Genomic DNA, 12,455 nt, shown 5'->3' with positions numbered 1-12,455 from the left:
CCGATGGTAGTGTGGGGTCTCCCCATGCGAGAGTAGGTCATCGTCAGGCACTTATTCAGAAAAGCCCCGATCATCATTAGATGGTCGGGGTTTTTCGTCTGTGGCTAACCAGGATAACGCTAGGGGCCGCTTCGCGGTCCGGCCCCTCGCCGGCTCGGGGCGTTCGACCGCCCTCGTGGCGGTGCCACGAAGGGCCGGGCGGTCTCACCCCCATGCGAGAGTCCCGGAGTGCCGGCCACCGGAGCCCGGCGCCCGGAGCGCCGGCCGGATCATCGTCAGGCACGTATTGAGAGAAAACCCCAGCGTCGAAAGAGGCTGGGGTTTTTTCGTGTGCGCGCCAGTCGGGGAGGGCGGGCCGGAGGCGGCGCTTTCCGCTATGGGCCCCAACCGCTAGAATAGGGGGTTATCGCTCGACCCAGGGTCGGCGCCCCACTTCTTGCCGTAAGGATTCCGCACTGCATGAGCTATCAGGTCTTGGCCCGCAAATGGCGTCCGCGCACCTTCCATGAGCTGGTCGGTCAGGACCATGTGCGCCGCGCACTGGTCAACGCCCTCGATCAGGGGCGCCTGCACCATGCCTATCTGTTCACCGGCACCCGCGGGGTGGGCAAGACGACGCTGGCGCGCATCCTGGCGAAGTGCCTGAATTGTACCGCCAAGGGGGAGGGCGACGAGGCGGTGACCTCGACCCCTTGCGGTGTCTGCGAGGCGTGTCGGGCCATCGACGAGGGGCGTTTCGTCGACCTGATCGAGGTGGATGCGGCCTCGCGCACCAAGGTGGAGGATACCCGGGAGCTGCTCGACAACGTGCAGTATGCGCCCACCCAGGGCCGCTACAAGGTGTACCTCATCGATGAGGTACACATGCTCTCCACCCACAGCTTCAATGCGCTGCTCAAGACCCTGGAAGAGCCGCCGCCCCATGTGAAGTTCCTGCTGGCCACCACCGATCCCCAGAAACTGCCGGTGACGGTGCTGTCGCGCTGCCTGCAGTTCACCCTCAAGAACATGCCGCCGGAGCGGGTGGTGGAGCACCTGACCCAGGTGCTGACCGCCGAGCAGGTGGCCTTCGACGAGAGTGCCCTGTGGCTGCTGGGCAAGGCCGCGGATGGCTCCATGCGCGATGCCATGAGCCTCACCGATCAGGCCATCGCCTTCGGCCAGGGCGAGGTGCGTCACGGCGACGTGGCAGCCATGCTGGGCACCCTGGATCATCGCCACGTGCTGGCCCTGCTGGAGGCCCTGGCCGAGGTGGATGCCGCTCGGCTGCTGGCCGAGGTGGCCAGCCTGGCCGAGCAGGGACCCGATTTCGCCGGCGTGCTGGACGATCTGGTCGGCGTGTTGCACCGCCTGGCGGTAGCGCAGATGGTGCCGGGAGGCGTCAGCAACGCCCATGGCGATCGCGATGCCCTGCTGGCCCTGGCGGCGCGCTTTACCGCCGAGGATATCCAGCTCTACTACCAGATCGGGCTCCAGGGACGCGCCGATATGGGCCAGGCCCCGGATCCCCGAGGGGCCCTGGAGATGACCCTGCTGCGGATGTTGGCCTTCCGTCCCCAGGGGGTGCCGAAGCCGGCCCAGACGCCACTGCCGCTGCGTGCCGAGCCGGCAATGAATCCGAGCGGGCCGGTGGCAGGAGAGGAGCCGTCACCGGCCCCGGCCGATCGAGCCCCGGATGGTGGCAGCGAGGCGGCGCAGCCGGCTCAGCCCCCCGAGCCGACCGCCCAGATGCCGGAGGTCGAGTCCCGGTCGGCCAGTGAGCCCCCCCAGGCGGTCGCCACGGCACCCGTTCCTGACGCGGCTCCCGCGCCCACCTCGGCGGCGGTAGAGCCGCCGCCCTGGGAGCCTTATCCCGAGACAGCGGCCGACATGCCGCCCGAGACGGTGTCGCCGTCTCCCGAGGCCCCGGCCACGCCCGACAGGGCGGTGGTCGAGGCACCGGCCGACGCCAGCCTGGAACCGCCCGCCGCCGAGCCGGCGGCCCCGGCGACAGCGCCAAGCGAGCCGTCGCTGCCCGAGTCGTCCCCCGTCGCCTCCGCCACGGCGCCGCTGGCGGCGGATGGCCAGCTCGATCACGCCCAGTGGCTGGAGCGCTTCGAGAGCCTGGGGCTGGGCGGGCTGACCCGCAACCTGGCGGCCCACTGCGTGGTGGAGGCCGACGATGGTCAGACGTTGCAGCTGCGCCTCGACCCCTCCCAGTCGGCGATGAATGCCGAGGTGCACCATCAGCGTATCCAGGCGGCGCTGGCCGCCCAGGATATCTCGCGCCGCCTGGTGGTCGAAGTCGCAGAGCTGCCGGCGGGAATCGAGACGCCCCAGGCGCGAGCCCAGCGGCTGGCCGCCGAGCGTCATGCCGAGGCGGTAGCGGCCCTCAAGGCCGACCCTCAGGTACAGCAGCTGGAAGAGACCTTCGGTGCGCGGCTCCAGGAGAGCAGCGTGACCCCTGAGACACCGGCCTCCTGAGCCGGTGGACCGATACTTTCCCACGACGAGATAGAGGAACGCCATCATGATGAAAGGTGGAATGGGTAACCTGATGAAGCAGGCCCAGGAGATGCAGGAGAAGATGCAGCGGGCCCAGGAAGAGGCGGCCAAGGCCGAGGTGACCGGTGAGGCCGGCGCCGGCATGATCAAGGTGACCATGAACGGTCGCCACGACGTCAGCCGGGTGGATATCGACCCCAGCGTGATGGAGGAGGACAAGGAGCTCCTCGAGGACCTGCTGGCCGCGGCGGTCAACGATGCCGTGCGCAAGGTGGAGGAGAACTCCCGCTCGCGGATGGAAGAGATTACCTCCGGGCTGAACCTGCCCCCCGGCTTCAAGATGCCGTTCTAATGAGCTTCTCGCCCCTGGTCGAGCGACTGATGGAGTCGCTGCGGGTGCTGCCCGGCGTCGGGCCCAAGACCGCCCAGCGCATGGCGTTGCACCTGCTCGAACGTGATCGCGAGGGCGGGCGTCGGCTCACCGGCGTGCTCGGCGAGGCGCTGGAGGCGGTGGGCTACTGCCGTCGCTGCCGTACCCTCACCGAGGAGGAGGTGTGCACCCTGTGTCGCAGTACGCGCCGCGACGAGCGGGTGCTGTGTGTGGTGGAATCGCCGGCGGATATGCTGGCCATCGAGGAGGCCGGGGGGTACCAGGGACAGTATTTCGTGCTGCATGGCCACCTCTCGCCCCTGGATGGCATCGGCCCCGAGGATATCGGCCTCGATCGCCTCGAGGCGCGCCTCGCCGAGGAGCCCATCGAGGAGCTGATCCTGGCCACCAACCCCACCGTCGAGGGCGAAGCCACCGCCCACTACATCGCCAGCCAGCTGCAGGGGCGCCCGATTCGCCTGTCGCGGCTGGCCTACGGCGTGCCCATGGGTGGTGAGCTGGAATACGTGGATGGCGGCACCCTGAGCCGCGCCTTCCTGGGCCGCCAGCCCTTCGCCGGCGACTAGCGCCGGCCCCTTCAAGTTTGGAAACCAAGATGTCCCCTGACCCCGAGATTCGCTGGATCGATACCCCCGAGGCCCTGGATGCCGCCTGCGCCGACCTGGCCCGGGCCGACACCCTGGCGTTGGACACCGAGTTCTTCCGCGAGTCGAGCTTCTACCCGGTGCCGGCCCTGGTGCAGCTCTATGCCGGCGGCGCGGTCTATCTGATCGACCCCCAGGCCGTGGCCGCCACCCCGGCGCTCAAGCGGCTGCTCGGCGAGGGGCCGGTCAAGCTCTTGCATGCCAGCAGCGAGGACCTGGAGGTGCTGGCCACCTGGGCCGAGGTACTGGTCTCGCCCCTGGTGGATACCCAGGTCGCCCAGGGGCTGCTGGGAGAGGACCCCGCCATGGGCTACCAGCGCCTGGTGGCGCACTGGCTCGACGAGAGCCTGCCCAAGGACGAGACCCGCTCCGACTGGCTGGCGCGGCCCCTCTCCGAGACCCAGCTCAGCTATGCCGCCCTGGATGTGGTCTACCTGCTCGAAGTGTGGCAACGCCAGCAGGCCGCCCTGGAGGCCGCCGGCCGCCTGGACTGGCTGCGTGCGGAGTGCGATACCCTGCTGGCCCAGGCCGGACGCAATGGCGATAACGATGCCCAGTGGTACCTGCGTCAGCGCCAGCTGTGGAAACTCACGCCGCGCCAGATCGACGCCTACCGCCGCCTGACCATCTGGCGGGAGGGCGAGGCGCGGAATCGCAACCTGCCCCGGGGCTGGCTGGTCAACGACAAGTTGCTCTTCGCCATCGCCGAGCGGATGCCGGAGAACCGTTATGAACTGGCCCAGGTGGAAGGGCTCAAGCCGGCCCAGATCAAGCGCGACGGCGACCAGCTGCTGGCCCTGGTCAAGGCGGCCAAGCACTGTGACGAGGCCGAACTGCCCGCGGCCCTGCCGGTGCCCACCAGCCCGGCCTTCAAGAAGCGCCTCAAGGCCCTCAAGCGGGTGGTCAATGCGGAGGCCGAGGCCCTGGGCGTGGCGCCGGAGCTGCTGTTGCGGCGCCGTGACCTGGAGGCCCTGGTCACCGCTCACCTGAACGGTGGCACGTTGCCGCTGCCCGGTGGCTGGCGGGGCGAGCGCCTCGCCGCCGACCTGACCCATGCCCTCGACGAGGTAGTCACCCCATGACCGATGACAAGATCCTGTGCGAGATCTACAAGAGCCCGCGCCGTGACGAGATGTACCTCTATGTGGACAAGCGCCGTGGCCTGGCCGAGGTGCCCGAGGCGCTGCTCGAGCGTTTCGGCAAGCCCCAACCGGCCCTGACGCTGATCCTCACCGAGGAGAAGCCCCTGGCCCGCGCCAAGGCCGCCGACGTAATGGCGGCCATCCGCGACAAGGGCTACTACTTCCAGCTGCCGCCGGCCCGGGAAGAGTACATGCTCGACCTCTACCGGGCCCCCACCGAGGCCCGCTACTGAGCGGCGACGAGACGACCATGCGTGAACGTTTCTGGGAGCGCTATCCCCTGCACGAGCTCACCACCGAGGAGTGGGAGGCGCTCTGCGACGGCTGCGGCCAGTGCTGCCTGCTCAAGCTGGAGGATGCCGAGACCGGCCAGGTGGCGGTGCTCAACGTGGCCTGTGAGCTGCTGGATATCCCCAGCTGTCGTTGTGGCGACTACGCTAACCGCTTCGCCCGGGTGCCGGGGTGTACCCAGCTCACCCTGGAGCGGGTCGAGCAGTTCCGCTGGCTGCCCCACTCCTGCGCCTACCGGCGCCTCTACGAGGGGCGCAAGCTGGCCGCCTGGCACCCCCTCAATGCCGGCGACGACCGGCGCCTGCGCCGCAAGGGCATCGATGTGTCGAGCTTCGCGGTCTCCCAGCGCGAGGTTCCCGAGGAGTACCTCGAGGACCATATCATCGCCGTCCTGCCCATCGACGATTAGGCTTCTGCCAGTCCCAGCGCCCAGAGGATAAAGGCGTCCTGGCGGGCGTTATCCCGCCACGCCTTGAAGCGTCCCGAGGCGCCGCCATGCCCGGCGCTCAGGTCGCAGCGCAAGAGGATCGGCCGCGGCCCCCGGGTCGGCGTCTCGCCCCGGGCCAGGGCCTGCTCGGTCAGGCGCGCATAGAGCTTGGCCGGCTCCCAGTAGGGGACCCGGGTGTCATGCCAGCTGCCCTGCAGGAAGAGCGCCGGGTAGGGGCGATCCTCCAGGTTGTCCAGGGGCGAGTAGTCGCGGATGCGTCGCCGGGCGTCCGGCTCGTCCGGATTGCCCCACTCGGTGTATTCGGCGGTGGTCAGCGGCAGGTCCGGGTTCTCCATGGTGCGCAGCACGTCGACGAAGGGCACGTCCAGCACCGCCGCGCAGAAGGCCTCCGGCGCCAGGTTGAGGCTGGCTCCCACCAGCAGGCCGCCGGCGCTGGCGCCATAGGCGGCGATGCGTCCCTCGTCGCTGATGCCCTGACTGACCAGGGCATCCCGGGCCGCCAGGAAGTCGCGGAAGCTGTTCGCCTTGTGCTCCAGCTTGCCGGCCAGGTACCAGGGCTCGCCGCGGTCGCCACCGCCGCGCACATGGGCCACGGCGAAGGCCACGCCCCGGGCCAGCAGCTCCAGGCGCGCCACCGAAAACCAGGGATCCAGCACCTCGCCATAGGCGCCGTAACCGTAGAGCAGGGTGGGCAGCGGCCCCTGGCCCAGTCGGTCGGCCCGGGCCACCACCGAGACCGGGATGCGCTCGCCGTCGTGACCTTCGGCCCACAGGCGCCGGCAGGCGAGCTGCTCGGGGCGCAGGTCGCCATGGATGGGCTGTTCCTTGAGCAGGCGCCGTTCGCCGCTGTCCAGGTCGTGCTCCAGCCAGCGTACCGGCAGGGTGAAGGACTCCTCTCGCAGGCGCAGCCGGCGACTGTCGAAGTGGGGCATGTCGCCCAGCATCAGGCTGCAGGGGGCTTCCTTCAGGGGCAGGTAACGATCGCGATGAATGCCGTCATCGGCGTCCAGCTCGAGGACCCGCAGCCGCACCTGGGCCTGGTCATGGTCTCGTTCGGTGATCACCAGTCCCCAGTCGAAGGCATCCGCCCCCTCCAGGGTGTGGTCGTCCCGATGGGCCACCAGGGGCATCCAGGCCGGGGGCGACTCCCCGAGGGCCTCTGCCTCGGCGACGGTGTCCAGCCGGAAGTGGGTCGCCTGGCGGTTATGCAGTACATAGAAGGTCCCCGGGCGGTGCTCCAGGGCATACTCCACGCCGCTCTCCCGGGGGCGGAAGCAGCGCGGCGGCGTGGCGGGGGCGGCCGCCGGAATCAGGTGGCACTCGCTGGTGTCCTTGGAGGCGCTCTCCAGCACCAGCCAGGCCCGGGAGCGGGTCTTGCCCAGCCCCAGCCAGAACTCCGGGTCCTCCTCCCGCAGCACCAGGGCCTCCTCGGCGATGGCCGGCGTCGCGTCGGCGAGATCGAGGCGCAGCCGCCAGATGCTGTCCGGACGCTGGGTGGCGTCGTAGCGGGTAAACAGCAGGGTCCGGCCATCCTCGGCCCAGCTCAGTTCGGGGCCGATCTCCTCCAGCAGGGCCCTGGGCTCGCCCTCCGGCAGCCGCTGGAGGTAGAGGGTGAAACGTTCGTCGCCGCTGGTGTCCTCGCTCCAGGCCAGCCAGGTTTCGTCCGGGGAGAGGGCCATATCGCCCAGTTCCAGGAAGTCGTGGGGCGCGGCGCGGGCCTCCAGGTCGAGGAAGCAGGCCTTGGCCTCGGGCTCGCCATTGGGGTGGCGCCACCAGCGCGGGTAGTCCGCCTCGGCGCCGGTCTCGCTCCAGTAGGTGAAGTGATCCAGGGGCGTGGCCAGGCCGGTCACCGCCAGCTCGCGGCGTGCCAGGTGCCCCCGGTAGAGCGACTCCACCAGCGGCTCCAGGGGGGTGAACCAGGCCGCACACTGGGCATTGGTGGCCTCCAGGAAGGCCCGGACCTCGGGCGCCTCGCGCTCCTCGAGCCAGTGCCAGTGGGGATCCTCGGAACGCCGGAAGCGGACGACGGGGGGCGCGGGCGGCTGTGCTTTCATAGGTCGCGGTGTACCATAGTCGCTGATCACCAAAGATGGCGTGCCACAGGGGCACGCCCCGGGAGAGAGTAGATGTTGATTTCCGACTCGATGCCACTGTTGTGGCTGGTCTATGTTCTATTGTCGCTGGTGGTGCTGGTGACTGGCTACCTGGGAATTCGCTTTTTGCCGCGGTTGCCGCGACTGGTGATCACCGCCGTGGTGGCCGGGGTCATCTGGATGCCGGCGCGCTTCAGCCTGCCGTTGCTGGAGGAGGAGCTTCACACCGGGGTGGCGCCGGCCATCATGGTGGCGGCCATCGCCTTCCTGCAGGGCGAGGGCGGTGCCTTTCGCAGCGCCCTGCTGATGCTCGCCATGGGCGTGATCCTGGGGATCGCCGTCGGGGCCGTGCTGTGGCACCTGGGGCGTCGCGAGGCGATCGCCGACGAGGCGCCCGAGCAGCCCGCCGAGTCGGCGGCGCCCCGGCGCCAGGAGCCGAAGATCGGCTGAATCGAACCAAGGAGACGGGATGCGTGGGATCTGGGTGGTGGGTGTGGCGGCACTCTGCTGGTCCCTGGGACTGGCTGCCCAGGCGCCGGAACCGGTGCCGGAGCGGGAGTCCCGGGAGGATGTGCGGGTGCTGTTCGACGTCTCCGGCAGCATGCGCCATAACGATCCCGAGCGGCTCAGCGCCAGTGCCCTGACGCTGCTGGCGGCCCTGCTGCCCGCCGGCTCCCGGGCCGGACTCTGGCTGTTCGGCGAAACCGTCAGCGAGGCCCTGCCGGTGGCCGAGGTGGATGCCGACTGGCGGGAGCGGGCCCTGGCGCTGCGCCCGCGCCTGGTGGAGTACGAGCAGTACACCGATATCGAGGCGGCGGTGCGGGATGCCGCCGAAGCCTCGGCCAATGGCCCTCGCCAACTGGTGCTGTTCACCGATGGCATGGTCGACCTGCCGGCCCCGGCGGGGGGCGGCAAGGCCGAGCGGGATGCCGCCTCGCGGCAGCGGCTGCTGGACGAGCTGGCCCCCGCCCTGGCCGAGGAGGGCGTCACCCTGCACGCCATCGCCTTCTCCGCCGAGGCCGATCTGGCCCTGGCCGAGCGCCTGGCCCAGGTGGGTGGCGGCCTGGCGGCCCAGGTCGAGAGTGCCGATGGCCTGCTGCAGGCCTTCCTCGATATCCTCGAGCGCCTCTTCCCGGTGGATCAGCTGCCCCTGGAGGCGGGGCGTTTCCTGGTGGACGACGGCGTCGCAGGGATCTCGGCGCTGCTGCTGCGCGAGCCCGGCGAGGAGCTGGTGATCGTCGACCCCGAGGGGGGCCGTCATGACGCCGAGGCGCCGGGGCAGGGACTGGAGTGGCTGAGTGAATCCCACTTCGACCTGGTGCGTATCGACGATCCCCTCCCCGGCGAATGGCGGATCGAGGGCGCGCTGGGAGACGCCAGCCGGTTGCACCTGGACGCCGACCCGGTGCTGCGCCACGGGGCCCTGCCGGCGACCCTCTATACCGGCTTCCCCCTGCCCCTGGAGGCCTGGCTGGTCAGCCAGGGGCAGCGGCTTTCCGCCGAGGAGAGCGCGACCTGGCGTGTGCGGGCTCGCCTGCAGGGACTCGGCGGCGAGGCCCTGGCGGCCACCGAGCTGGGCCCGGAAGGCACGGCCTTCGTCGGCCGTTTGCCCGGGGCGGAACTGGCCGGCAATGCCCGGCTGGTGCTGGAGGCCAGCCGCGACGGCGTGCGCCGTCAGCGGCTCCAGGCGGTGAACGTCCTGCCCGCCATCGAGGCTCGGGACGCGGGGGAGCGGGTCGAGCTCGCCGCCCGCCATCCCGATCTCGACCACGCCAATACCCGCATCGAGGCCTTCCTGCTGGGCGAGGCCCTGGCCGTCGAGACCGGTGAGCCAGGGCAGTGGCGGATCCCGCTGCCGCCCCTGGAGGGCGATGCCGCCGTGCCGCTGCTGATGCGCGCCGAGATCGACTGGCGGGGCGAGACCCTGCGCCTGGACCTGCCACGGTTGCTGCTCAATCCGGACGCGCGCCTGGCCCTGGAGGCGTTCGAGCCCTCCGAGAGCCTGGCCGGCGAGGCCCTGGAAGGGGCCACGGAGCCCCGGGAGACGGGGCCCGCGCCGCGCACCACCGCCGAACGCATCGAGACGCAGCTGCGCGAGCTGCCCCGGGCCGTGGAGCAGGGCTGGCGACGTTACCATGACGACCCGCGTCTCTGGGGTGGCCTGGTCGCCCTGTTGTTCCTGTTGGTGATCATCGTGGCCATGAGCGGCGCCCGCCGCCGGGCCCGTCGGCGGCCGAGGGAGGAGCCCCATGTGTGAGTTGCTGGGCATGAGTGCCAATGTGCCCACCGATATCTGTTTCAGCTTCACCGGCTTCCTGCATCGGGGCGGGGGGACCGGCCCCCATCGCGATGGCTGGGGCATCGCCTTCTACGAGGCCGGAGGCTATCGGGATTTCCGCGACCCCCGCCCCTCGGTGGCCTCGCCCATCGCCCGGTTGATCTGCGACTACCCGATCAAGTCGCATATCGTGATCAGCCATATTCGCCAGGCCAATGTGGGGCAGATCTGCCTGGCCAATACCCACCCCTTCACCCGGGAGCTCTGGGGCCGTCAGTGGTGCTATGCCCATAATGGCCAGCTGGCCGACTGGCAGGCCCTGCCGTTGAGCTTCTACCGTCCGGTGGGAGGCACCGACAGCGAACACGCCTTCTGCTTCCTGCTCGGCGAGCTGCGCCGTCGCTTCCCGGAGCCTCCCGAGGAGCCCCGGGCCATGTGGCAGGCGCTCCACGCGCTCTGCGAGCGGCTGCGCGGTCTCGGCGTCTTCAACCTGCTGCTCGCCGATGGCCACTACCTCTACGCCTACTGCTCCACCAAGCTGGCCCACATCACCCGCCGCGCCCCCTTCGGCGAGGCGACCCTGTCGGACGCGGAGCTGTGCGTCGATTTCGTCGAACACACCACCCCCGATGATGTGGTCTCGGTGCTGGCCACCGAGCCCCTGACCCATAACGAGGCCTGGGTGCGCATGGCGCCCGGCGAGCTGCTGGTCTGGCGGGATGGCGAGATCCAGGCGCGCTTCATGAGCGATGGCGAGAGCTGAGTCACTTGCGAAATGGCCGATAAACCATAGTCTTGAGGGAGAAGGGACGAAAGGGGCGACGGTATCGAGCATTGAGGCTAACGACAGTTTCAATCGATCGTTTTACATCTCCGTCGGCCCTGTTATAAGGTAGGTCGGTGCCAATAACAAGCGTCGGCCCATGAGTCGACCGCCAACCTGGAGATACGCCATGAGTGAGACCGCCCCCATCCTGAGCGGCCCGGAGCTGCAAGGCCTCGACGACTACCAGTCGGTGATGGATGTGTTCCGCGCCTCGGTGAAGCGCTTCGCCGACAAGCCGGCCTTCTCCTGCATGGGGCAGGTGCTGACCTATGGCGAGCTCGACAAGCTGTCCCGGGACTTCGCCGCCTGGATCCAGCACGAGACCGACCTCGTGCCGGGGGATCGCATCGCCATCCAGCTGCCCAATGTGCTGCAGTTCCCGGTGGCCCTGTTCGGTGCCATGCGCGCCGGCCTGGTCGTGGTCAATACCAACCCCCTCTACACCGAGCGGGAGATGGCCCACCAGTTCAAGGACTCCGGCGCCAAGGCGATCCTGATCCTGGCCAACATGGCCGACAAGCTGGAGAAGGTCCTCGACCAGACCGAGATCAAGAAGGTGCTGGTCACCGAACTCGGCGACCTGCACGGTTTCCCCAAGCGGTTGCTGATCAATGCGGTGGTCAAGTACGTCAAGAAACTGGTGCCCAAGTACTCCCTGCCCATGGCGATTCCCTTCCGCCAGGCGCTGGCCAAGGGCGCCGGCCAGCAGTCCAAGGATGCGGACCAGAACCTGGATGACCTGGCGGTGCTGCAGTACACCGGCGGCACCACCGGGCGCGCCAAGGGCGCCATGCTCACCCATCGCAACCTGGTGGCCAATATGCTTCAGGCCCGGGCCGCCATCGGTGCCGGCCTCGGCGAAGGGTGCGAGACGGTGATCGCGCCGCTGCCCGTCTACCATATCTACACCTTCACGGTGAACTGCCTCTTTTTGGTGGAGACCGGCAACCACTCGGTGCTGATCCCCAACCCCCGCGACCTGGACGGCTTTATCAAGTCCCTCAAGGGGATGCCCTTCACCGCCTTTATCGGCCTCAATACCCTCTTCAATGCCCTGTGCAACCGGGACGACTTCAAGGCCCTGGACTTCTCCAAGCTCAAGCTGACCATCTCCGGCGGCATGGCCCTGACCCATGCCGCCGCCGAGCGCTGGGAGCAGGTCACCGGCTGCCCGGTGGCGGAGGGCTACGGCATGACCGAGACCTCGCCCATCGTCACCTTCAACCCGGTGGACGCCATCCAGCTCGGCACCATCGGCAAGCCGGTGGCCGGCACCCGGGTCAAGGTGGTGGACGCCGATGGCCAGGCGCTGCCCTTCGGCGAGGCGGGCGAGCTCTGCGTCCAGGGGCCCCAGGTGATGAAGGGCTACTGGAACATGCCCGAGGAGACCGCCGAAACGCTGAGCGAGGAGGGCTGGATCGGCACCGGCGATATCGCCGTGCTCCAGGAGGATGGTTACGTGAAGATCGTCGACCGCAAGAAGGACATGATCGTGGTCTCCGGTTTCAACGTCTATCCCAACGAGGTGGAGGACGTGGTGGCCCATCATCCGGATATCGTCGAGGCGGCCGCGGTGGGGGTGCCCGACGACAACACCGGTGAAGCGGTCAAGCTGTTCGTGGTCAGCAAGAATCCCGACCTGGACGCCGAGACCCTGCGTGCCTGGTGCAAGCAGGAACTCACCGGCTACAAGGTGCCCAAGACGGTGGAATTCCGAGACGAGCTGCCCAAGACCCCGGTGGGCAAGGTGCTGCGCCGTGAGCTGCGCGATGGCGACAAGAGTGCCGCCTGACCGAGCCCGGTTAGGCGCCGCCGCCCGGTGGCGCTACAATGACGGCCCGCCCCGGCTTTCCGGGGC

At 69.2% G+C, this 12,455-nt stretch carries 11 protein-coding genes; 10 read left to right on the top strand and 1 reads right to left on the bottom strand.

Annotated elements, in window-relative coordinates; translation table 11 throughout:
• Positions 1-459 precede the first annotated feature (459 nt).
• Genes dnaX through IHD13_RS11705 form a run of 6 tightly spaced genes read left to right on the top strand, consistent with a single transcriptional unit; the run spans position 460 to position 5,361 of the window.
• Complete coding sequence (gene dnaX, locus IHD13_RS11730) at positions 460-2,463, top strand: DNA polymerase III subunit gamma/tau (protein WP_195861234.1); 2,004 nt, start codon at positions 460-462, stop codon at positions 2,461-2,463.
• Between the two features lie 46 nt (positions 2,464-2,509).
• Entirely contained in the window at positions 2,510-2,836 is a 327-nt protein-coding gene (locus IHD13_RS11725) for a YbaB/EbfC family nucleoid-associated protein (protein WP_195861233.1), read from the top strand.
• The gene (gene recR, locus IHD13_RS11720) at positions 2,836-3,441 is read left to right on the top strand and encodes a recombination mediator RecR (protein WP_195861232.1); all 606 of its coding nucleotides are present in this window, start codon (positions 2,836-2,838) and stop codon (positions 3,439-3,441) included. The genes IHD13_RS11725 and recR overlap by 1 nt, the downstream gene beginning before the upstream one ends.
• A 29-nt stretch (positions 3,442-3,470) precedes the next feature.
• The gene (rnd, locus tag IHD13_RS11715) at positions 3,471-4,601 is read left to right on the top strand and encodes a ribonuclease D (protein WP_195861231.1); all 1,131 of its coding nucleotides are present in this window, start codon (positions 3,471-3,473) and stop codon (positions 4,599-4,601) included.
• The gene (locus tag IHD13_RS11710) at positions 4,598-4,894 is read left to right on the top strand and encodes a YcgL domain-containing protein (protein ID WP_195861230.1); all 297 of its coding nucleotides are present in this window, start codon (positions 4,598-4,600) and stop codon (positions 4,892-4,894) included. Before rnd ends, IHD13_RS11710 begins: the two co-directional genes overlap by 4 nt.
• A 17-nt stretch (positions 4,895-4,911) precedes the next feature.
• Positions 4,912-5,361, top strand: a complete 450-nt coding sequence (locus IHD13_RS11705; protein WP_195861229.1) for a YcgN family cysteine cluster protein — start codon at positions 4,912-4,914, stop codon at positions 5,359-5,361.
• On the opposite strand, the gene IHD13_RS11700 is transcribed toward IHD13_RS11705, so the two are convergent.
• Entirely contained in the window at positions 5,358-7,454 is a 2,097-nt protein-coding gene (locus tag IHD13_RS11700; RefSeq protein WP_195861228.1) for a S9 family peptidase, read from the bottom strand. The genes IHD13_RS11705 and IHD13_RS11700 overlap by 4 nt on opposite strands.
• Before the next feature lie 72 nt (positions 7,455-7,526).
• Here IHD13_RS11700 and IHD13_RS11695 point away from each other — a divergent pair, with 72 nt between their 5' ends.
• The 4 genes from IHD13_RS11695 to IHD13_RS11680 all read left to right on the top strand — a co-directional run bounded on the left by IHD13_RS11695 (position 7,527) and on the right by IHD13_RS11680 (position 12,389).
• A complete protein-coding gene (locus IHD13_RS11695; RefSeq protein ID WP_195861227.1) occupies positions 7,527-7,943 on the top strand; it encodes a hypothetical protein in 417 nt (138 codons plus the stop codon).
• Positions 7,944-7,962: 19 nt separating this feature from the next.
• Positions 7,963-9,750, top strand: coding sequence for a vWA domain-containing protein (locus tag IHD13_RS11690; RefSeq protein WP_195861226.1), 1,788 nt, complete (start codon positions 7,963-7,965; stop codon positions 9,748-9,750).
• Entirely contained in the window at positions 9,743-10,534 is a 792-nt protein-coding gene (locus IHD13_RS11685; protein WP_195861225.1) for a class II glutamine amidotransferase, read from the top strand. Before IHD13_RS11690 ends, IHD13_RS11685 begins: the two co-directional genes overlap by 8 nt.
• Positions 10,535-10,724: 190 nt before the next feature.
• Complete coding sequence (locus tag IHD13_RS11680) at positions 10,725-12,389, top strand: AMP-binding protein (RefSeq protein ID WP_195861224.1); 1,665 nt, start codon at positions 10,725-10,727, stop codon at positions 12,387-12,389.
• The last annotated feature ends 66 nt before the right edge of the window (positions 12,390-12,455 follow it).

Origin of the sequence: Halomonas sp. 328 (genome assembly GCF_015645095.1) — a bacterium.
In the GTDB taxonomy this organism is placed as follows: Bacteria; Pseudomonadota; Gammaproteobacteria; order Pseudomonadales; family Halomonadaceae; genus Bisbaumannia.
This window is presented reverse-complemented; position numbering and strand designations above follow the sequence as displayed.

Excerpts from the sequence above, each read along its gene's own strand:
- recR (WP_195861232.1), top strand. The coding sequence starts at position 2,836 with ATGAGCTTCTCGCCCCTGGTCGAGCGACTGATGGAGTCGCTGCGGGTG.
- IHD13_RS11695 (WP_195861227.1), top strand. The coding sequence starts at position 7,527 with ATGTTGATTTCCGACTCGATGCCACTGTTGTGGCTGGTCTATGTTCTA.
- IHD13_RS11725 (WP_195861233.1), top strand. The coding sequence starts at position 2,510 with ATGATGAAAGGTGGAATGGGTAACCTGATGAAGCAGGCCCAGGAGATG.
- IHD13_RS11680 (WP_195861224.1), top strand. The coding sequence starts at position 10,725 with ATGAGTGAGACCGCCCCCATCCTGAGCGGCCCGGAGCTGCAAGGCCTC.
- IHD13_RS11700 (WP_195861228.1), bottom strand. The coding sequence starts at position 7,454 with ATGAAAGCACAGCCGCCCGCGCCCCCCGTCGTCCGCTTCCGGCGTTCC.
- IHD13_RS11705 (WP_195861229.1), top strand. The coding sequence starts at position 4,912 with ATGCGTGAACGTTTCTGGGAGCGCTATCCCCTGCACGAGCTCACCACC.
- rnd (WP_195861231.1), top strand. The coding sequence starts at position 3,471 with ATGTCCCCTGACCCCGAGATTCGCTGGATCGATACCCCCGAGGCCCTG.
- IHD13_RS11685 (WP_195861225.1), top strand. The coding sequence starts at position 9,743 with ATGTGTGAGTTGCTGGGCATGAGTGCCAATGTGCCCACCGATATCTGT.
- IHD13_RS11690 (WP_195861226.1), top strand. The coding sequence starts at position 7,963 with ATGCGTGGGATCTGGGTGGTGGGTGTGGCGGCACTCTGCTGGTCCCTG.
- IHD13_RS11710 (WP_195861230.1), top strand. The coding sequence starts at position 4,598 with ATGACCGATGACAAGATCCTGTGCGAGATCTACAAGAGCCCGCGCCGT.
- dnaX (WP_195861234.1), top strand. The coding sequence starts at position 460 with ATGAGCTATCAGGTCTTGGCCCGCAAATGGCGTCCGCGCACCTTCCAT.